The following is a 19,701-nucleotide window of genomic DNA, read 5'->3' on the forward strand; positions in this document are numbered from 1 at the left end:
GAACCCGTGTTAGGGTGCTGTGTTGTTAACTGGTGAGTGCCCCCGTAATTGGGAAAGACCCTATTTACTGTACTTTATATTTTAGAAAATTGAAAATTCACTGGCGTCCCGGAGAGGATTTGAACCTCCGACCTGCCCCTTAGGAGGGGGCTGCGCTATCCAGCTGTGCCACCGGGACTTTGATTGACGTCGTAAGTCTACCGTTATCATGGGAAAATAACAACTTCCATGGCGGTAAATACAAGGTTTTCATTTTTCAATTCTTATGAAAAATGAGCTAATTATAAACATTTTGCAGCTTCATTGTGGTATACTTCGTTGACCTTTTATTTTGAGCAGTGTGATGAGCGCGTCAGATTTAAAATATCCATTTCATTCAGCGTGGAATTTTTTGTGGCAGGTCATTAAGCCTTATCGTTGGTGGTATGTCTTAATGCTTCAGGCACCAGTGTTCACTGCATTTTATATTTTTGCCAATAATTATTCTTTTAAACTACTGGTTGATGTGTTTTCCAGTGAAACAATTGCTTCATATCACCAGCTAGTGTTTCCTATTGCCTTATTTATCACCGCACAAATAGTGTTGGATGTTGTTTGGCGAATTAGTGATTTTGCAGAGTGGAAGGCTGAACCGTATGCGCGACAAAGATTACTGTCCTCTGCTTACGACTATGTACAACATCATTCCTATAACTATTTTCAAAATACGCCAAGTGGGACGGTGATTAGTAAGTTAAAAGGCCTTTTAGATGGTTATGATAGTGTTTTTGCTAATATCCATCATATTGTAGGAAAACATTTTTGTGTGGTTGTTGTTTCTGTTTTTGTTTTGTTGATTGTCAATTTCAGTGTGTTTTGTTTCATGCTTGCCTGGTGTGTGCTTGTTGTGGCAATTATGTTACCGATGGCAGTCAAACTGAATCAACTTTCTAATAATATGGCAGAGAGCAAACATCAAGTCATAGGCAGTTTTTCGGATAATATTACCAATATTTTTTCTCTGTTTTATTTTGCTAAACGACGTGCTGAACATCGTCGTGTGAATCAGCTAATGTCTGATGATTTTGTGCCTCGTCAAATTGCGCTTTATCGGTATGACTTTAAATTTAATATGATCGGCTCGGTACTTTACTGGTTTATGTTGATTGCCGTTTTTATATTTATGATTTATCTGCGTACCCACGGAAAGATTTCTACAGGGGATTTCCTGTTTGTGATGCTGACTGCCATTACTATTTCTTTTGATTTATGGACGCTTATGAGTAGTCTTTGTACTTTTTTAAAAGAAATGGGGGATTTCAAATCATCGTTCAGTATTTTATCGATGCCTCATGAAGAGGTAGATAAACCCAATGCACAAGAATATCAGATTACCAAGGGCAAGATTGAATTCCAGCAGCTCTCTTTTTCTTATAGTGCAGGTACTGCTGTATTTAAAAATCTTAATCTGCTTATTAAACCTGGTGAGAAAATTGGTTTGGTTGGGCATTCGGGCGCAGGTAAATCGACATTAGTTTCCTTACTGTTAAAAAATTTCAGGCCAACTGCAGGACAAATTTTAATTGACGATAAGCCCATTTTAGAGATTACTTCGGATTCTTTACGCCAGCAAATAGCCCTTATTCCCCAAGACATTATGCTTTTCCATCGCTCTATTGGGGAGAATATTGGTTATGCAAAAGAAAATGCAACACTGGAGGAAATTAAACGTGCAGCGGCGATGGCGAATATAGATGAGTTTATTGAATCATTGCCTGAAAAGTATAATACACTGGTTGGTGAGCGTGGTGTGAAACTTTCAGGAGGTCAGCGTCAACGCATTGCCATTGCACGAGCATTTTTAAAAAATGCAGCGATTGTTATTCTTGATGAGGCAACCTCAAGTCTGGATACGCTTTCTGAGCAAGAAATACAACAATCGATTAATGCCATGTTGGAGCAAAACAATGCTACGGTTATTGCTATTGCTCATCGACTGTCAACCATCCGGCATATGGATCGAATTGTAGTAATGGAAGGTGGGATGATTATTGAAGAGGGTACGTTTAATGAGCTAGTAAATAATGAACAAAGTTATTTCAAAATGCTTTGGGATAGTCAAGTCAATGGGATGGTTTTATAAAATGAAAAAATGGGTTGTTTTTTTAATTACTGCGCTTTCAGCAAATACTATTGCTTGGGCAAATAATAATTGTTTTATTGCTAAAGAGAACGGTGCGATGTTAAAACAAGAAGGGAAATGTACCGAGCGTCATTCGCCTTGTTCCACTTTTAAAATTGCAATCAGTTTGATGGGGTTTGATAAGGGGATACTCACTGATAAAACTCATCCTGAATGGTCTTTCAAAGAGGGATATAATGATTGGTTAGACGTTTGGAAACAGCCCCATAATCCAACCACCTGGATACAACACAGTTGCGTTTGGTACAGTCAGCTGATTACCCAAAAATTAGGAATGGAGCAATTTAAGCATTATATTCAGGTTCTTAATTATGGAAATCAGGATGTTTCCGGTGATAAGGGTATGAATAACGGATTAGCTCGTGCCTGGCTTTCGGGTTCATTGCAGATTTCACCGCAAGAACAGGTCGAGTTTTTATCGAAACTGACTCAAAACAAACTGCCTGTGAGCCATTTTTCCATGCAAATGACTCATGATCTTCTATTTGTTGAAAACTTGCCAGGGGATTGGAAACTGTATGGAAAAACAGGATCAGGTAATCCATTCAAAGCAGATGGTTCGCGTAATATGGACAAGCAACTTGGATGGTTTGTAGGCTGGATAGAGAAGGGTCCACGTACTGTTTTGTTTGCTCAATATATTGAAGATGATGCCACACCTGACTATTTAACGGGGAAACAAGCAAGAGAAATTGCGAAACAGAAATTAATGCAATTGACTCAGTCAAACTAGATTAAAAACGATCTTGGGTACATTGGAGTGGTATTTATAACCTGGGGGGCTGTGAATCGGAACCCAGGTTATAATATTATTCAGCATGATCTTTGAGTTTACTCTGGATAACAATAGATTTCGCTACCGCCGCCAACACCGGCGTGGAATATCAGTGCATCGACGCCAGCAATATCTCTTTTCTCTTTTAAACAACGGTAGCCAGGATAGGTATAATAAAAGTCACCGGTAGGTACTGGTCCTTCAACGGTAGTATAAGTATGAGCACTTGTATCTACAGTGATAGGGACGCTTTTCCAAGACTTGGTTTCTGTTACGATAACGTTATCAGCTAAAGCTGCAGTAGTGACTGTTAGGAGTAAAGCAGCTGTGAGTAGTGTTTTTGTCATTTGTGCATCCTCCTTGTTCATTTTTCCATAAAGTCTTTATCTTCGTTCAAAGTTAAAGATACTTGATAAATATAGCACATTTATATAGAAAGGGTTTTTAATCACATTGATATGAATTGATATAAAAAATAAGGATGTATAATCAAAGATCTCTGGATATTTTTCCCCCAAAAATGGGGGAAGTGGTTTAATTAAAAGTGGCCATGTCGATGACTGCCGCCATGTTCATGCATATGACTGTTATCATGAGTATGTACTGTTCCGTGGGAGCTAGGATGTCCATGTGAGTGATCATTATTTACGTATACTGTACTGCCAGTATCATAGTGTCCATGATAATAAGGATCAGCGGTATAAACGGGAGAGTAAAAACCATAACTGCTGTAACCAGGAGTAGCGGTAGTTCTTACAGTAGTATATGTATTATTGTTACAAGCAAATAAAAAAGGTACTACAAAAACAAGTCCGATAGCAACGAGTGCAATTGGAAGTATCGGTGTAAAAATAAGAGCCGATGCAAGCAGGGTTTTCGTAGCTACCGCAGCCGTGGCTGCTGCAGCTGCAGAGTTTAGCGTTACCGCGGCAATAACTCCTGCAGTGACTACTGCAGCAGCAGTTAGTGCTGTCATACATCTAAGTAAAAAAGTATAATTGGTATCATCTTCCTGTTTCTTCTTGGTCATACGTCACCTCCTGTGTGTTGTACCAGATTAATAAATTTTTTATTTATTAATATCAATGGTCGAAACTGAATTTCGACTGCTTTAAGATTCTACTATAGGGAAGAAAAATGTCATCTTTATTTTTACTTGTTGAAAAATTTATATTTTTTGGGAAATGCGATTGTTTGAAAATATAGCAAAAAGACAATTGATGAATTTAAAAAGAAGATAATTTAGATAAGTGAATTGATTAATAACCGGCTAAGGATAACCAGGGGGCATTAGTTTTTCATTATCTTTTCTTTCTACTTTCTGTAGTTTGTCCGCGGGATCTAGGGAGTTTGCAATAAAACTGGATCCCACGGACAAGCCTTGAGCGATCCACGCGAAACTTGAATGTAAGTTTTTGTTTTTAAATGAAATATGCTCAACATTCTACGTACCGCGCTTTATGCACAATGTCCCTCCTAATCAGAACCTTTTGTGCCTCAATAAACATCCTCTGGATACACCGCGCATAAAGCGCGGTATGTAGGGAGTTGGAGTTAAATTTTGTGTGGATCTCTCAGGGACAAGCCGCGGGCGTAGTAATTGAGAGTTATTCATCATCCCAGCTTAGAGTGCCACCAGCTTGATATTCAATGACACGAGTTTCAAAGAAGTTTTTCTCTTTTTTCAAATCCATCATTTCACTCATCCACGGGAATGGATTTTCAGCACCAGGATACTGCTCTGGCAAGCCGATTTGGTTTAAACGACGGTTAGCTATGAAGTGCAGGTACTCTTCAAACATTTCTGCGTTCATTCCCAAAATACCTTGCGGCATAGTATCTTTAGCATATTGATACTCCAGTTCTACGCCTTGGCGGATGAGTTGAATCATTTCTTCTTTAAATTCAGGTGTCCACAAATGCGGATTCTCAATTTTAATTTGGTTGATGACATCAATACCAAAGTTCATATGCATGGATTCATCACGTAAAATGTATTGGAATTGCTCGGAAGTTCCTACCATTTTATTTCGACGTCCCATAGAGAGAATTTGCGTAAACCCAACATAGAAAAAGATTCCTTCAAAGATAACATAGAAGGCAATTAAATCACGCAATAAACGCTGATCATTTTCTACAGTACCTGTATGGAATGTCTCATCCCCTAGGCTTTGAGTAAAAGGTAATGCCCAGGCAGCTTTAGTTGCTACAGACGGGATTTCACGATACATATTAAAGACTTCTGCTTCATCAAGCCCCAAACTCTCAATGACGTATTGATAAGCATGAGTATGCAATGCTTCTTCAAACGCCTGACGTAACAAGTATTGTCTGCATTCAGGATTCGTAATATGCCGATAAACAGCAAGTACTAGATTATTGGCAACCAATGAATCTGCCGTTGAGAAAAATCCTAAATTACGTTTGATAATCAAACGCTCGGCTTCTGTAAGCCCCATAGGATCTTTCCAGAGTGCTACGTCAGCACTCATATTGATTTCATTGGGCATCCAATGGTTTGCACAAGCGGTTAAATACTTGTCCCAAGCCCACTTATATTTAAAGGGAACCAGTTGGTTTAAGTCAGCACGGCAGTTAATGATGCGTTTATCATCAACGTGAATGCGCGCAGCCCCCATTTCAAGAGGCTCATATCCTGTTGCACCAGGATGAATTATATCGTGTTGTTGTATGATTTCTGACATTTAAATTCTCCTGATTATTGGCACGCTTCGCAGTCTGGATCGAGTATGGAACATACCTTAGGCTCCTCAGCTATTATTTTAACTGCATTGAGCGCCCCATCAGTCACCGTAGATTTTTCAGCATTGGATGCGCCTAAACTGCGTAAGTAATAAGTGGTTTTTAATCCACGTGTCCATGCATGCATGTAGAGTTGATCCAATTTTTTACCCGATGGCTGAGCCATATAGATATTAAGTGATTGTGCTTGATCGATCCATTTTTGACGACGAGAAGCTGCATCCACCAACCAAATTGGGTCAATTTCAAAAGAAGTTGCATAACGTTTTTTCAATTCAGCAGGAATGCGGCTGATAGGTTGAACGCTACCATTAAAGTATTTCAAATCATTGACCATTACTTCATCCCAAAGATTCAATGTTTTCAAATCAGCTACCAAATAGGGATTAATCACAGTAAATTCGCCTGACAAATTGGATTTGACATACAAGTTTTGGTACGTAGGTTCAATAGATTGTGCGACACCACAAATGTTAGAAATAGTCGCGGTAGGTGCTATTGCCATCACATTGGAGTTACGCATTCCTTGTGTACGGACTTTGATACGTAAGCTTTCCCAGTCCAAGCGTTGTGAACGATCTTGTTCCAGGTATTTATCACGTGCTTGCTGTAACAGATTAATTGAATCAATTGGCAGTATGCCTTTACTCCACAAAGAACCTTCATAGCTGGAATAACTGCCTCGTTCTTTAGCCAAATCACAAGAAGCTTCAATTGCATAATAGCTGATTAATTCCATGGATGAGTCAGCAAATTCAACTGCTTCTTGAGAAGCATAATCAATTTTTAACTCATATAATGCATCCTGGAAGCCCATGAGGCCTAGACCAATAGGTCTGTGTTTCAAGTTCGAGTTACGCGCTTGAGGTACGGAATAATAGTTAATATCAATCACGTTATCCAACATACGAATTGCAGTTCTAATAGTACGTTTTAATTTTTCAGTATCCAGTTTGCCTTTTTTGATGTGTGCAGGAAGATTAACACTACCCAGATTACATACAGCAATTTCCTCTTCTGAAGTGTTAAGTGTAATTTCAGTACACAAGTTAGAGCTATGAACTACACCAGCATGTTGTTGTGGTGAACGCAAATTACATGGATCTTTAAATGTCATCCAAGGGTGGCCAGTTTCAAAAAGCATAGATAACATTTTACGCCACAGTTTGACCGCAGAGAGTGTTTTGGTGTTTCTGATGAGGCCTTGTCGTGCTTTTTCTTCGTACTCACGATAGAGCGTTGCAAATGCTTTGCCATATTGATCATGTAAATCAGGCACTTCATCAGGTGAGAATAAAGTCCAATCCCCATTTTCACGTACACGAACCATAAATAAATCAGGTATCCATAATGCAGTATTCATATCGTGTGTACGGCGTCGATCATCGCCAGTATTTTTTCTTAACTCGAGGAATTCTTCGACGTCTTTATGCCAACATTCCAGGTAAGCACACACAGCCCCTTTACGTTTACCTCCCTGGTTTACTGCAACTGCGGTGGCGTCAGCAACATTCAAAAAGGGCACTACACCTTGTGACTTTCCATTGGTACCTTTAATGTGTGAACCCATAGCACGCACTGGAGTCCAGTCGTTACCTAAACCTCCAGCGTATTTTGAGAGCAGTGCGTTATCTTTAATCGCACTGTAAATACCATCCAAATGATCTGGGACAGTGGTTAAATAGCAACTGGATAATTGAGGCCTAACAGTACCTGAATTAAACAGAGTAGGTGTTGATGACATATAATCAAATGAAGACAGCAATTGATAAAACTCAATGGCTTTTTCATCTTTATCTTTTTCGCGTAAGGCTAGACCCATGGCAACACGCATGAAAAATGCCTGTGGCAGCTCATATCGTGCACCATGCTCATGAATGAAGTAACGATCATATAAGGTTTGTAAGCTCAAATAGCTAAACTTCATATCACGTTCAGGTAATAGTGCTTTGCCAAGTTTTTCCAAATCAAAATCGGCCATTTTGACATCCAATATTCCCTGTTTGATGCCATGAGCGACATATACTTTGAAGTAAGCAGGATAGAGTTGGCTCATTTCATCAAAGGTTGCATCTTCTTGAATTTCTAATTTATTCAATGCTTCCCTACGTAAACTATCTAACAACAAACGAGCACTGACGTAAGTATAGTTCGGTTCTTTTTCAACCAATGTACGTGCAGCCATAATTAGTGCTTTATGTACGTCTTCAAATTTCGCTTGATTGTAAAGATTACGCATCGCATCTTTAATAACAGGTTCTGCTTGAACATGATCCAAATTACGGCATGCTTCATGAACAATCGTGTTCATGCGTTCGGTATCTAATGGTTTTAACTCGCCATCAGGCATAGTAATTAACAGGATTTTATTATCACCGGCTTGTTGTTTTAGTTCATTTTCGCGGGCTTTGCGGTGTTCTTCTCGATACAATACATAAGCACGAGCAACCTTGTAGTGACCACTGCGCATAAGCGCTAACTCTACTTGATCCTGAATGTCTTCAATATGAACTGCACCGCCACTAGGTAAACGGCGTTTAAACACTTGAGTTATTTGACGGGTAAGTTCTTCAATCTGTTGATGAATACGATCTGAAGTGGAGGCTGTACCGCCCTCATCAGCAATGAATGCTTTAGTAATTGCGACTTTAATTTTCGTATCATCATAATTTACTACTTTACCATTGCGCTTAATGGTTTTTAATAAACCAGGGGCATTAGCGGTCAATTCCAGTTGACTGGTTTGCGGTACATCATTTACCGGATCAAGAATTGCGGACATTTTTCCTCCACGCAGTTTTTATTGTTATTAACAGTCGAGTTAAATTTATTCACTATTACTTAGATTATAGCAGAAAACCCAATATATTGGGTCGTATTGGGTCATTAGTAACAAGATAATGTGTTTTTGCATGATGGTCAAGAGAATAATATGGGAGTATTTTGTGGATAAGTTGTGGGTTTATTCACAATTGTTTTATGAGAAGGTTCAGCTTGGGCTTGGTAGTCCTTTTACTGAGTTACTCTTTTTTTCACGATAACGGCATCACTGACATTAGAAAATCCATGGACATTTAATAGGAACGAACCAATATGTGCATACAGTTGACTTGAGCTGCCTCCGTCCAGATTGATTGCATCAACACAGGATAGAGGAGGCGATCTGAGTAACTGAGCAAGCTTGTTGGTCGTCATTGCTGCATTAGTTGAAACGAGAATAATTATTTTTCCGTCTTCAGTGATTCCTAGGGCAGAACGGTCGGCAATCCCTGGCTTAAGAGATGGAATTTTTCGTTTAATTAACAGCCGAGGCCCACTTTGAATGGCGAAATCAATATCACTATCGTGATTAAAATGTTTTAAGCTGGAAATATATGCTTGATTATTTTTTATATAAAAAATTCCCCACCAGCTAATTCGTTTTAAAGGATTAATCAATTTTTTATTATTAATTCTAAGCCCAAGAGGGTTAAATTCATGATCAAAAAAACCTCCATTAATACTTAAAAGTGCTTTACTGTGCTCAGCAAATTGATCCGCAGAGGCATTTTTTAGCGATAATTTTTTTGCATTAACCAAGGCGAGTTTATTTTTATTGAGGTCAATACGAAATACATAAATATGTGCCCAGGGTGAAAGTATTCCTCCAGCAAGATCTTGATACTCAATACCAGGGCTCAATTTTCGCCAATATCCCTCAGCATAGGAATAATGAGAGACGAATATAAGACAAAGCACACATAATAATCGGAACAAATATGATTTGTTTGCAGGATAATCATTGGTTTGTGAAGACATGTTATTGTATCCTTATGTACATCATTCAATACCACGGAATCTCTTATGCAAATTAAAACGCAACATAACAATAGTGAAGTACATAAGTCAACAACAGATTTAACTCGTCTTATGAATGAGGTGCTTGAACTTGCAAAAAAAGAAGGTGCGACCGATGCCATGGTGGCAGTGAATAACGATAAGGGGTTTTCGGTTGATGTGCGCATGGGCGAAGTTGAAACGGTTGCATTTAGTGAAGATAAAGGTGTTGGTTTGACTGTTTATATTGGCCAACGTAAAGGCGGTGCAAGCAGTACTGACACCTCGCCTGCTGCTTTGGAAGCTATGGTTAAAGCTGCCTGTGATATAGCAAGAGTAAGTGCAGAAGATCCATGCTTCGGCTTGGCTGATAAAGAGTTAATGTCTACAAATCATCCCGATCTTGATTTATTTCATTCATGGGAGGTAAGTCCTCAGCAAGCGATAGAGATGGCTTTGAAATGTGAGAATTATGCATTATCACTGGATAAACGAATTACTAACTCAGATGGAGTAAATGTATCTACATATGAATCGCACCATGGATTTGCTAATACACATGGGGGATCTGGATTTATTCACAGTACACGCCATGGCTTAAGTTGTTCTTTGATTGCGAAGGATGGTGAGGAAATGCAACGGGATTACGATTATACAACAGTTCGTAACCCACAGGATTTGGTAGATCTCCATATAATTGCTAAAAATGTTGTTGATCGTGCTATAAGTCGTTTAGGTGCACAACAAATTGCTACACAAGCAACACCGGTTATTTTTTCATCACGAATTTCTAGTGGCTTATTTTCAACTTTTATTAGTGCAATTAGCGGTTCAAATCTTTATAGAAAAAATACTTTTTTGTTGGATTCTATAGGTCAACAAGTTTTTCCGGAGTTTATTCGCATTTATGAACAGCCTCATTTGTTAGGTGCCTTGGGAAGTTCACCATTTGATAGTGAGGGGGTTCCAACTCGTCCAAATCTTCTTGTTGAAAAGGGTTATGTGAAACAATATGTACTGGGTAGTTATTCTGCACGGAGGATGGGATTAAAAACAACTGCTAATGCTGATGGAGTTCATAATTTAACAATTGATCCTACAGCAGGTGATCTTACTAGTTTATTAAAAACTATGGGCAAGGGATTATTAGTTACAGAATTAATGGGTCAAGGAGTAAATATTGTAACCGGTGATTATTCGCGAGGTGCCAGTGGTTATTGGGTTGAAGATGGTGTGATCCAATATCCTGTTGATGAGATTACAATTGCGGGAAATTTAAAAGATATGTTTAAAAACATTCTTGCAGTGGGTAATGATATTAATCCAAATATTGCAACACGCTGTGGCTCAGTATTAATCGGAAAAATGATGGTTGCTGGGAAATAAAGAAAAAGCAGATCTCTGCTCAGCAGGGATCTGTTGTTAGACCAAATCATATAAGTTTAAAGTGCCAAATAACACAATCTAGAACTAAGGCCAAAATACAAATACCCAATAAGACAGGAAAAAAGTAGGGGGATAATTCACTGAGTGTTTATATCGATTCACGTCGTCGATTGATAAAGTACTAGTCAAGAAAATCGGTAAAAACGTAATACATCCAGCAAGTATTCCGATTAACAGATAGCGTAAGAATCACTTGATATCGTTTTTTATACTGAATATTGCAAAGAATATCATGTTCTTAATCAAGACGGTGCACTTGCTTTGTTGATTCTTTATTCTACGCTTTAGGTAAGAGGATCGAATTGGAGTCGGCATGCGCAGGGTGATTTTAGCAGCATTGCTGGTAGTGAATACTGCTTTTGCAGGTGATGAGATTGTTGGTTTCGCTGCATATGAAAATGGAGATTATACCACTGCTTATCCTTATCTAACGAAATCAGCGAGAGATGGAAATGTTGATGCGATGTATTTGCTTGGTCGTATGTTTCAATATGGAGAAGGAGTAAATAAAAATTATACCGAAGCAATGAGTTGGTATCAAAAAGCAGCAGATAAAAATAATGCCTTAGCACAACTAAGCCTGGGGTTTATGTATGATTTAGGGCAAGGGGTTAAGCAAAATTTCCCTGAGGCTTTTAAATGGTATATGAAATCAGCAAAACAGGGTAATGCAATTGCAGAAAGAAATATTGGTTTAATGTATGCGTCCGGTGACGGTGTTAAAGCGAACAAAAAAACTGCATTTGAATGGTTCGAAAAATCTGCAAAAAAAGGATACAGCAAGGCACAAGTAAACGTCGCTTATGCGTATATTATGGGAGAAGGAACTAAAAAAGATGTCAATAAAGCCTTCTATTGGTATCAAAAAGCGGCAGATCAGGGTGATGTTCGAGCAGAGTATAGCTTAGGTCTATTATATACAGGGCAACAAGAGGGTATTGCTCAAGATGACAAATTAGCATTTTACTGGTTTTCTCAAGCAGCGAATCAAGGTCATGTCAAAGCACAAGCTTATTTGGCTTATTATTACCTTAAGGGATATGGAGTCGAAGCAAACCCACAAAAGGCAGCTTATTGGTATCAAGCCGCAGCGCAAAGCGGATTACCTGAGGCACAAGCTGAATTAGGCCAGCTACTACTTACAGGAACGGGTATTGGAAAAGATTATGAACAAGCTGTGTATTGGTTTACTAAGTCTGCTTTACAAGGAAATCCAGCAGGGCAAGCGAAGTTAGGTTATATGTATCTTGCAGGACTTGGAGTAGAGAAAGATTGGATTAAGGCATATGCATTGTTTAAGATTGCAGCTCAGAATCAAAACGATGAAGCAATCAGAGAACTTAAAATGTTAAAAAATAAACTCTCAGATGCGGATATTAAAGCAGGTGATGAGTTATCAAAAGAAATACTGCAAAAGACTGATGTTCAATCAGAAAACAATGAATAACAGTATTCTTTCAGATTAGAAAATATTGAAGCTTTGCCTTATAAGATTGACTGAGATTTTTTGATTTTTATCACGACTTCGTTTAAACACTGTGTACACAATTAAATTAAGATTCTCGCTGGTGACATATGCGACACTGAGAAAGTAAGTACTCTCTATAGTTATTTGGTCATTAGCTATATTCAGCTTTTTGAGTATTTCAGAAACTTTATTTAGGTCTTTAATTCCATTTTCTTTTCTTTCCTTGATTAATTCATTGAGCTGAGCCTCTTTCATTGAACTGCTTAGTGACTTGAGGACTTTTATTGGTGCTGTATTGATATTAATTGGTGTAGACTCTGGTAAGGTTGTAATTAAAGGCTCTAATGCTAAATAAAGAGACGCAGTCACGTCTTTGACCAGACGCAACTCAGATTTGCTGCTCATCAGTTGATGGCTCGGATAATAAGGCGGTTTTTGGCTCATATAATAAGATAGGTAATTGTCTTTACCACGCGCCAGATCATAAGGAGAGAGCCAATCATTAATTGCAAGAGTGAGCTTAACTCTTTCTGCTTCAGGAACTTGTGGTAAGGCTACCCCCATAAGATTTATAAATCCTAACATGGCTTTTTTATTTTCCAAGTTATTAACATTGTATTGAGCTTGCAGATCATAAAGTGCGCCTCTTAAGGTAACGGTGCTGTAAATATTTTCCATGTCATGAGGAAACATGCTTACAATTCCTTGGGTATCGGCCTTGGCAAATTTATTTTTTGTATTGTTTAGCTCACTAAGTGCCCAAAAAGTAACTGCCTGTGAGGCAAGATAAATCTTATCGTGAGTGAGTATAAGTTTTGTACGGTATATATCTAATTGCACTTTGGTACTCATGGCTGTGGCTACAATTGCAACCAAAGTCATAATAAAAAGTGCAGTAAGTAAAGCGCTTCCTTTTATGGTTTTAATTAGAAACATAAAGCGCACCTGGCAGAATAAAAAGTAAATTTATTTCCCCTTGATCCTGCAAAGTCATATTAAATTGTATGGCTTTGGGGAATGGTTCTTTACGCTGGTTTAAGGTTATAGCCTGTTCTCTCCATTCAGGAAGTATTTGTAAATTTTGATTTAAATAACCAAAATGACAGTTAGTAAGGCGATTCAGCAAGAGCTTATCTTCATAGTTTTTTTGATTGATTATGTCGAGACTATTCCAGGTTCTACGAATTAAAGTACCTTGTTGGCAAACGTATGCAACTCGTTTTAGAGTACTGCGTTTTTCAATACTGCCAGGATTTATATTACCATCCCGGGTGAATTCCACATAATTTGTTTGTCCTATAAAAGCGGGTAATAAGCGCATCTCATTACTACGAATAGGGCGCTCTACAGTTTGACGTGTATCTTGTTGTATGAGACTTAGAGCAAGTTGCAATTCGTTGAGACGTTCACTTTGCTCATTAACTCGTGTGCGTGTTGTAAATGCATTATATAATACGGAGCTAGTAATTGTTGCTAGAATAGCAAATACGGCAAGTGCAATTAGAATTTCAATCAAAGTAAAGCCATTAAGTTTTTCAGGTGTTACATTTTTTTTCATGGAGTATACCTGAAGGCTTGCAGTTCCTCTCTAAAAGGCCCTATTTTTTCTGGACTGACTGAAATAACTATTTTTTGGATATTTTTAAGTGGCGTGGTACTTACTTTCGCTCTCCAGTACCAGTGCTCATTCAACATGGTTGTATCTTGGGTTGTTTCCTGACTTTGATTAATCTGGAGTAAATTGAGCTGAATCATCGCTACACCTTGCATGGCAATCCAATGACTTATTGTTTTTTCTTTTATACGTCGGGTAGTTTCTACATTTTGTGATATCGCTTTTAGCAAAGCAGTTAATGCGATTGCTATTATGGAAAGCGCTAATAGAACCTCGATTAGAGTGAATCCCGACTCATCAGATCTCTTTTGAAACTCTACTTCAGAGTTTGAATCCTCACACACTGGCATGTGCATTGCGGTTTTGCGCTTCATGTCTCCTCACATTTATTTAGTGTTTACCACGTTAAATTGGAGTTCTCCATTGCGTTTGCCGATGAGCAAGGCTAAATTGTTATCTTGCTTGCTACCAAAACTCAAAGTAAATGGGGTCATATCTCCAGAGGCAAAAATAATAACAGGAGGGACTCCCGCTGGAGTTGAATTACTTGTTTTCAAAATAATACGTGTATCTTGGGGGAAATAAGTCATTTTAAACACTCCTTTATCGGAAATAGGTTTCCATTGAGCGTTGTTGTACAGTTGAAACACTTGATATCCATTGTTATCAATACGCAGTCCCAGAGTATTGGTTCCCAAAATAGCTTGCTGTTGGGCGAGACGAAGCGTATTAACTAATTGTTCAGCAGAAAATAAAATACGCCGACTTTCACCAAAATCACCAAAGGCAAGTAAGGCAAAACCAAAGGTTATGCCTATAATCACCAAAACAATCAAGATTTCAATCAGGGTAAAACCTTGATTAGACCTCTTGGGAACTTTAGCTACAGAGGAGAATTGCTGTGTCGATTCGGTGCTTGAGTCTTTATATTGCATGTATGAAGCAGTTCTGTGCTCCATGTCTCCTCGTGCTTCTCTCTCTGTAGCGAGTTTCTGAAGAAGCCTATTATTTTTTCTCATCCCAGTTACCAATTTCGGCATTAATACCTGTACCTCCGGGTTGTCCTTCAGCACCGTAGGTGAATACATCAACATCACCGTGTTGACCAGGATTTAAATAAAGGTAATCTCTGCCCCATGGATCCGTGGGAAGTGACTTAAGATATTGTTTCCAATTGTCGGGTACCGGATTTGATGTAGGTTTCTCAACGAGAGCCATCAAGCCTTGATCTGTAGTGGGATAATTACCATTGTCTAGTTTATATAAATCCAATGCGTTTTGTATGGCAAGCACATCTTGTTTGGCTTTAACTTTTCGTGCCTCATCAGGACGCCCCATAATTTTAGGTACAACAATAGAGGCGAGAATGCCTAATATAACGACTACTACCATGATTTCAATTAATGAGAATCCTTTTTGTCTATTCATTTTTACTCCGACTTAAACTAGATTGGATAACATGAAGCGATCACCTGCTACGCGTTTGGCCTTTTAAGTAATTAACTGCTCCATTGAAAAAATAGGTAATAAAGTAGCTAAGACAATAAACAAAACGATTGCACCCATCAACAAGATCACCATAGGTTCCAATAAAGTTAATGATGTATCAATTAGCCGTTTGACTTCATTATCCAGGTGAGCGGCGGCGCGTTCCATCATGTTTGACAATTGGCCACTTTTTTCACCGCTACCAATTAAATGAATTGCCATCGGACTAATATAACCCGTTTCTTTTAAAGCCTCATTAATACCACATCCTTCCCTAACTTTTATTGTAGCAGTATCAAAAGCTTGCCGCATAACGACATTGGTTACTAGACTTGCTGCAACACGCATTGTTTCTAGAACACTTACTCCTGCTGCGAAAAGTATACCAAAAGTATGTATATAACGCGAAACATTAACTGTTTTTACCAAATACGAAATTATAGGAAGCCTTAATAACAGACGATGCCAAGCAGTTTTAATCTTTTCATTGTTTAAACTTTTCTTAAAGGCAAAAATTATTAGGATAAGTGCGATTAAGGTATAAAGGCCATAATCTTTAACGAAGTGACTTATATTAATTAATAATAGAGTCATTTCGGGCAGGGTTTGTCCCCCGCTGGTAAATACTTCAATAATTTTGGGAACAACAAAACTCAGCAAAAAACTAATAATTGCGATTGAAACAATAATCATAATAAGCGGATAAATCAGCGCTTGCTGAACTTTTTGTCTTGTTTGCTGCTGGTTTTCAGTATAATCCGCGAGTTTTTCTAAAACCACATCAAGGCGGCCAGTTTGTTCCCCTGAACCAACAGTAGCACGATATAACTCAGGAAATGCGGATGGGAATTGAGCCATGGCCTGTGCTAATCCATAACCTTCAAGTACTTTTGCACGCACACCTATAATGAGCTCTCTGACTTTGTCTTTTTCTGTTTGCTCACTCACTCCACGTAATGATTCTTCAACTGGAATCCCGGCAGCAAGCAATGTGGCTAATTGACGTGTAAACAGGGCAAGATCTGCTGCAGAAATTTTGCTTTTGGCATGACTTCCTGTACGTTGTTGGGTCAATACACGAACTTGAGTCGGAATTAATCCCTGATCACGCAAAAGTTGGCGAGCATGACGCTCAGAATCAGCTTCCAGTACCCCTTTGGTCGCATTGCCATTTTTTTGCAGCGCCTGATATTGGTATGCACCCATATTTTTTATGGTTTATGTTAAAACATAGAGTTTAATCTATTGGGTTTAATAAGTCACTTAAGGTACACTATACAACCAGACTATCCTGGAGAGCAATAATGAGCAAAAATACAGTACTTGAGGCGATTAAGGAACTTGACGCCAAATTAGTTGACCTGCGGTTTACGGACATACGTGGTAAAGAGCAACATATAACCATTCCAATTTCATCAGTGGATAATGATTTTATTGAAAATGGAAAAATGATTGATGGATCTTCTTTTAAGGGTTGGCAAAAAATTCACCAATCTGATTTGGCTTTGATGCCTGACTTGGAAACCATGAAACTTGACCCGTTCTTTCAAGACAACACTCTATTTATTCGATGTAATGTAGTAGATCCAAAAACCATGATGGGATATGAACGTTGTCCCCGATCATTGGCGTTACGCGCTGAAGCTTACTTGCAATCTACTGGTATTGCAGATACAGCGTATTTTGGCCCCGAGCCTGAGTTTTTTGTCTTTGATAGCGTGCAATGGGAAACAACCATTGGCGGTGCTTTCTATAAAATTGATTCAGAAGAGGCACAGTGGTATTCAGGAAAAGAGTTAGAAGGGGGTAATATTGGACATCGCCCAGCGATAAAAGGTGGTTATTTCCCCGTTCCTCCAGTAGACTCTTCTCATGATATGCGTTCTGCAATGAGCTTGATCCTTGAATCATTAGGAACTGTTGTTGAAGCACATCATCATGAAGTAGCTACAGCAAACCAATGTGAAATTGCTACTCGATTTAATACATTGACCAAGAAGGCAGATGAATTACAGGTTTTAAAATATGTAGTTCATAATGTTGCGCATAATTACGGTAAAACAGCTACTTTTATGCCCAAACCTTTAGTTGGGGATAATGGAAGCGGTATGCATTGCCATCAATCATTAGCCAAAGACGGTGTGAACCTGTTTTCTGGCGATCAATATGGCGGTCTTTCCGAAATGGCACTTTATTATATAGGTGGAATAATTAAGCATGCACGTGCTTTAAACGCGTTTACTAACCCATCAACCAACAGTTATAAACGTTTAGTTCCTGGTTTTGAAGCTCCGGTTCTATTAGCTTATTCTGCAAGAAACCGCTCTGCTGCAATTCGTATTCCTCATGTGAATAATCCTAAGGCGCGTCGTATCGAAGTTCGTTTCCCTGATCCTACTGCGAATCCCTATCTGGCATTTGCTGCTATGATGATGGCAGGGCTGGATGGTATCCAAAAGAAAATTCATCCAGGTCAAGCTATGGATAAAGATCTCTATGATTTACCACCAGAAGAACTTGTAGATGTACCTACAGTATGTGCTTCTTTGGAGCAAGCTATGGAAAATCTGAAAATGGATCATGATTTCTTATTACAAGGCGATGTATTTACACAGGATTTCATTAATAATTACATTAGCATGAAGGAAGAAGAAATAAGTAAGATTAGAAGCTTGACCCATCCTTATGAGTTTGAGTTGTATTACAGCCTATAGGAATAATGGTGATGAGTAAATTTTTTGTCTCTCTACCATTGATAATGGTAATTTGCGTTGCATCCTATGCGACGCAAATTTACAAGTGGACTGATAGTCAAGGAAATGTTCATTTCAGTGATACTCCGCGCCAGAGAGCGAAAACTGTGATAATTCCCGAGACACAAAGTTTTTCATCACCAACTCCTTCGACTCCGCAAACTCCAACACAAAAACCTGAACAAATAAATCAAGATGATGCGATAAAGTTCAAGCATTCCTACACTAAAATAGCAATTGCCGAACCCCAAACCGGGGCAACGATTCGTAATAATCAAGGTTTTGTTATGGTGACTGCAGAAGTAGAACCTGATTTGCGCTCGGTAGATAAGTTACAATTGATTTATGATAATGGCGTGCTTGGGGAACCGCAAACAACTCCAATGTTTGAAATAAAAGGTATGTATAGGGGATCGCATACTTTGGCCGTGCAAATTGTCGATGCGGATGGAAATGTAATTGAAACGAGTGATCCCATAACGATTTATGTCTTTAGACCACGGGTTGGTATGGTTTCAGGTACCGCACGTTAAATTTCTATGGATTGATTATGCTTATTTTATTATCACCAGCTAAAAAATTATTAAATAGTTCCAAGCCCTATCCCGGAACGACATCCAATCCTATGTTTGTTGATAAAACCAACACTCTAGTTAAACTGATGAAAACTAAATCAGTTGCTGACATAGCTGCTTTAATGGATTTGTCCAAGGATTTGGCTGAATTAAATTATAAACGTTATCAAGATTTTTGTTTGGACAATAAAGCATCATCACACGCATATCCTGCTCTACTTTTATTTCAGGGAGATGTTTACCAAGGTTTAAAAGCTGCAAGCTGGGAGCAAAAGACGATTGACTATTCGCAAAATCACTTGCGAATTTTGTCTGGGCTTTATGGTATGTTAAAACCTTTGGACAATATCCAACCTTATAGGCTTGAAATGGGCGTTCGTTTACAGAATCCTGCAGGGAAGAATTTGTATGGTTTTTGGCAAGAAACAATAACGAATGCGCTAAATCAACAGTTAGTAGCGCAGGAAAATCCAGTATTGATTAATCTGGCATCAAGTGAATATTTTAAAGCTGTAGATGAAAAGAGATTGAATTATCCAATTATTACAATCAATTTTTATGAAAGAAAAAATGATCAGCTAAAGATGATTGGTATTCATGCTAAAAAAGCACGAGGGACAATGGCCAGATTTCTCATGCAAAATCAATTTGATGATTTAGAACACTTGAAGCAATTTAATGAGTTGGGTTATAAGTTTCATGAATCAACTTCAACTGATAGCCATCTTGATTTCGTAAGAGATGCTCATTAATGTGACAAAATGATTTGTAGCCTGGGTGCAGCGCAGCGAAACCCGGGTTTATCTATACAATTTATTTC

Annotated in this window: 18 protein-coding genes and 1 tRNA gene; 7 read left to right on the forward strand and 12 right to left on the reverse strand. The window is 38.5% G+C overall.

Annotated features, from left to right (window positions below):
- Window positions 1-101: 101 nt before the first annotated feature.
- Window positions 102-178: transfer RNA gene (locus A8O27_RS07875), tRNA-Arg, on the reverse strand.
- A 165-nt stretch (window positions 179-343) separates the two neighbouring features.
- On the opposite strand from A8O27_RS07875, the gene A8O27_RS07880 reads away from it, so the two are divergent.
- Together A8O27_RS07880 and blaOXA are read left to right on the forward strand one after the other, a co-directional pair.
- Complete coding sequence (locus A8O27_RS07880) at window positions 344-2,122, forward strand: ABC transporter ATP-binding protein (RefSeq protein ID WP_058459723.1); 1,779 nt, start codon at window positions 344-346, stop codon at window positions 2,120-2,122.
- Window position 2,123: 1 nt separating this feature from the next.
- Window positions 2,124-2,915 (forward strand): class D beta-lactamase, encoded by a 792-nt coding sequence (gene blaOXA / locus A8O27_RS07885; RefSeq protein WP_058459981.1) that lies wholly within the window; start codon window positions 2,124-2,126, stop codon window positions 2,913-2,915.
- A gap of 98 nt (window positions 2,916-3,013) precedes the next feature.
- Here the strand turns inward: blaOXA and A8O27_RS07890 are convergent, their stop codons facing one another.
- The 5 genes from A8O27_RS07890 to A8O27_RS07910 form a co-directional block, all read right to left on the reverse strand.
- Window positions 3,014-3,325 carry a hypothetical protein gene (locus A8O27_RS07890; RefSeq protein WP_058459724.1) on the reverse strand — a complete coding sequence of 104 codons (312 nt, stop codon included), beginning with the start codon at window positions 3,323-3,325 and terminating at the stop codon, window positions 3,014-3,016.
- 170 nt (window positions 3,326-3,495) lie between these two features.
- Complete coding sequence (locus tag A8O27_RS07895; protein WP_058459725.1) at window positions 3,496-3,987, reverse strand: urease accessory protein UreE; 492 nt, start codon at window positions 3,985-3,987, stop codon at window positions 3,496-3,498.
- Between the two features lie 577 nt (window positions 3,988-4,564).
- A complete protein-coding gene (locus A8O27_RS07900; RefSeq protein WP_058459726.1) occupies window positions 4,565-5,662 on the reverse strand; it encodes a ribonucleotide-diphosphate reductase subunit beta in 1,098 nt (365 codons plus the stop codon).
- A 14-nt stretch (window positions 5,663-5,676) separates the two neighbouring features.
- Window positions 5,677-8,502 (reverse strand): ribonucleoside-diphosphate reductase subunit alpha, encoded by a 2,826-nt coding sequence (locus tag A8O27_RS07905; protein ID WP_058459727.1) that lies wholly within the window; start codon window positions 8,500-8,502, stop codon window positions 5,677-5,679.
- 230 nt (window positions 8,503-8,732) lie between these two features.
- Complete coding sequence (locus A8O27_RS07910; protein WP_058459728.1) at window positions 8,733-9,518, reverse strand: phosphodiester glycosidase family protein; 786 nt, start codon at window positions 9,516-9,518, stop codon at window positions 8,733-8,735.
- A gap of 45 nt (window positions 9,519-9,563) precedes the next feature.
- Here A8O27_RS07910 and pmbA point away from each other — a divergent pair, with 45 nt between their 5' ends.
- Both pmbA and A8O27_RS07920 read left to right on the forward strand, forming a co-directional pair.
- A complete protein-coding gene (pmbA, locus tag A8O27_RS07915) occupies window positions 9,564-10,922 on the forward strand; it encodes a metalloprotease PmbA (protein WP_058459729.1) in 1,359 nt (452 codons plus the stop codon).
- A gap of 373 nt (window positions 10,923-11,295) precedes the next feature.
- Window positions 11,296-12,429, forward strand: a complete 1,134-nt coding sequence (locus A8O27_RS07920) for a tetratricopeptide repeat protein (protein ID WP_058459730.1) — start codon at window positions 11,296-11,298, stop codon at window positions 12,427-12,429.
- 15 nt (window positions 12,430-12,444) lie between these two features.
- On the opposite strand, the gene gspK is transcribed toward A8O27_RS07920, so the two are convergent.
- The 6 genes from gspK to lspF form a co-directional block, all read right to left on the reverse strand.
- Window positions 12,445-13,386, reverse strand: coding sequence for a type II secretion system minor pseudopilin GspK (gene gspK, locus A8O27_RS07925; protein WP_058459731.1), 942 nt, complete (start codon window positions 13,384-13,386; stop codon window positions 12,445-12,447).
- Window positions 13,373-14,008: a GspJ family T2SS minor pseudopilin variant LspJ gene (lspJ, locus tag A8O27_RS07930; protein WP_058459732.1), complete on the reverse strand. Its 636-nt coding sequence runs from the start codon at window positions 14,006-14,008 to the stop codon at window positions 13,373-13,375. Before lspJ ends, gspK begins: the two co-directional genes overlap by 14 nt.
- Window positions 14,005-14,415 carry a type II secretion system minor pseudopilin GspI gene (gene gspI / locus A8O27_RS07935; RefSeq protein WP_058459982.1) on the reverse strand — a complete coding sequence of 137 codons (411 nt, stop codon included), beginning with the start codon at window positions 14,413-14,415 and terminating at the stop codon, window positions 14,005-14,007. The genes lspJ and gspI overlap by 4 nt, the downstream gene beginning before the upstream one ends.
- 36 nt (window positions 14,416-14,451) lie before the next feature.
- On the reverse strand, window positions 14,452-15,084 hold the full coding sequence (gene gspH, locus A8O27_RS07940; RefSeq protein WP_174223904.1) for a type II secretion system minor pseudopilin GspH: 633 nt from the start codon (window positions 15,082-15,084) through the stop codon (window positions 14,452-14,454).
- Window positions 15,071-15,493: a GspG family T2SS major pseudopilin variant LspG gene (gene lspG / locus A8O27_RS07945; RefSeq protein ID WP_058459733.1), complete on the reverse strand. Its 423-nt coding sequence runs from the start codon at window positions 15,491-15,493 to the stop codon at window positions 15,071-15,073. The genes gspH and lspG overlap by 14 nt, the downstream gene beginning before the upstream one ends.
- Before the next feature lie 63 nt (window positions 15,494-15,556).
- Complete coding sequence (lspF, locus tag A8O27_RS07950) at window positions 15,557-16,759, reverse strand: GspF family T2SS innner membrane protein variant LspF (protein ID WP_058459734.1); 1,203 nt, start codon at window positions 16,757-16,759, stop codon at window positions 15,557-15,559.
- 98 nt (window positions 16,760-16,857) lie between these two features.
- Between lspF and glnA the strand changes: the two genes are divergently transcribed.
- Genes glnA through yaaA form a run of 3 tightly spaced genes read left to right on the forward strand, consistent with a single transcriptional unit; the run spans window position 16,858 to window position 19,633 of the window.
- Entirely contained in the window at window positions 16,858-18,267 is a 1,410-nt protein-coding gene (gene glnA / locus A8O27_RS07955; RefSeq protein ID WP_058459735.1) for a type I glutamate--ammonia ligase, read from the forward strand.
- Between the two features lie 11 nt (window positions 18,268-18,278).
- Complete coding sequence (locus tag A8O27_RS07960; RefSeq protein WP_058459736.1) at window positions 18,279-18,839, forward strand: DUF4124 domain-containing protein; 561 nt, start codon at window positions 18,279-18,281, stop codon at window positions 18,837-18,839.
- 17 nt (window positions 18,840-18,856) lie between these two features.
- Window positions 18,857-19,633, forward strand: a complete 777-nt coding sequence (gene yaaA, locus A8O27_RS07965; protein WP_058459737.1) for a peroxide stress protein YaaA — start codon at window positions 18,857-18,859, stop codon at window positions 19,631-19,633.
- Window positions 19,634-19,701: the final 68 nt, after the last annotated feature.

It is taken from the genome of Legionella bozemanae (assembly GCF_001648595.1).
In the GTDB taxonomy this organism is placed as follows: Bacteria; Pseudomonadota; Gammaproteobacteria; order Legionellales; family Legionellaceae; genus Legionella; species Legionella bozemanae.

Coding starts and splice junctions, on each gene's coding strand:
- A8O27_RS07880 (WP_058459723.1), top strand. CDS start 344: ATGAGCGCGTCAGATTTAAAATATCCATTTCATTCAGCGTGGAATTTT.
- blaOXA (WP_058459981.1), top strand. CDS start 2,124: ATGAAAAAATGGGTTGTTTTTTTAATTACTGCGCTTTCAGCAAATACT.
- A8O27_RS07890 (WP_058459724.1), bottom strand. CDS start 3,325: ATGAACAAGGAGGATGCACAAATGACAAAAACACTACTCACAGCTGCT.
- A8O27_RS07895 (WP_058459725.1), bottom strand. CDS start 3,987: ATGACCAAGAAGAAACAGGAAGATGATACCAATTATACTTTTTTACTT.
- A8O27_RS07900 (WP_058459726.1), bottom strand. CDS start 5,662: ATGTCAGAAATCATACAACAACACGATATAATTCATCCTGGTGCAACA.
- A8O27_RS07905 (WP_058459727.1), bottom strand. CDS start 8,502: ATGTCCGCAATTCTTGATCCGGTAAATGATGTACCGCAAACCAGTCAA.
- A8O27_RS07910 (WP_058459728.1), bottom strand. CDS start 9,518: ATGTCTTCACAAACCAATGATTATCCTGCAAACAAATCATATTTGTTC.
- pmbA (WP_058459729.1), top strand. CDS start 9,564: ATGCAAATTAAAACGCAACATAACAATAGTGAAGTACATAAGTCAACA.
- A8O27_RS07920 (WP_058459730.1), top strand. CDS start 11,296: ATGCGCAGGGTGATTTTAGCAGCATTGCTGGTAGTGAATACTGCTTTT.
- gspK (WP_058459731.1), bottom strand. CDS start 13,386: ATGTTTCTAATTAAAACCATAAAAGGAAGCGCTTTACTTACTGCACTT.
- lspJ (WP_058459732.1), bottom strand. CDS start 14,008: ATGAAAAAAAATGTAACACCTGAAAAACTTAATGGCTTTACTTTGATT.
- gspI (WP_058459982.1), bottom strand. CDS start 14,415: ATGCCAGTGTGTGAGGATTCAAACTCTGAAGTAGAGTTTCAAAAGAGA.
- gspH (WP_174223904.1), bottom strand. CDS start 15,084: ATGAGAAAAAATAATAGGCTTCTTCAGAAACTCGCTACAGAGAGAGAA.
- lspG (WP_058459733.1), bottom strand. CDS start 15,493: ATGAATAGACAAAAAGGATTCTCATTAATTGAAATCATGGTAGTAGTC.
- lspF (WP_058459734.1), bottom strand. CDS start 16,759: ATGGGTGCATACCAATATCAGGCGCTGCAAAAAAATGGCAATGCGACC.
- glnA (WP_058459735.1), top strand. CDS start 16,858: ATGAGCAAAAATACAGTACTTGAGGCGATTAAGGAACTTGACGCCAAA.
- A8O27_RS07960 (WP_058459736.1), top strand. CDS start 18,279: ATGAGTAAATTTTTTGTCTCTCTACCATTGATAATGGTAATTTGCGTT.
- yaaA (WP_058459737.1), top strand. CDS start 18,857: ATGCTTATTTTATTATCACCAGCTAAAAAATTATTAAATAGTTCCAAG.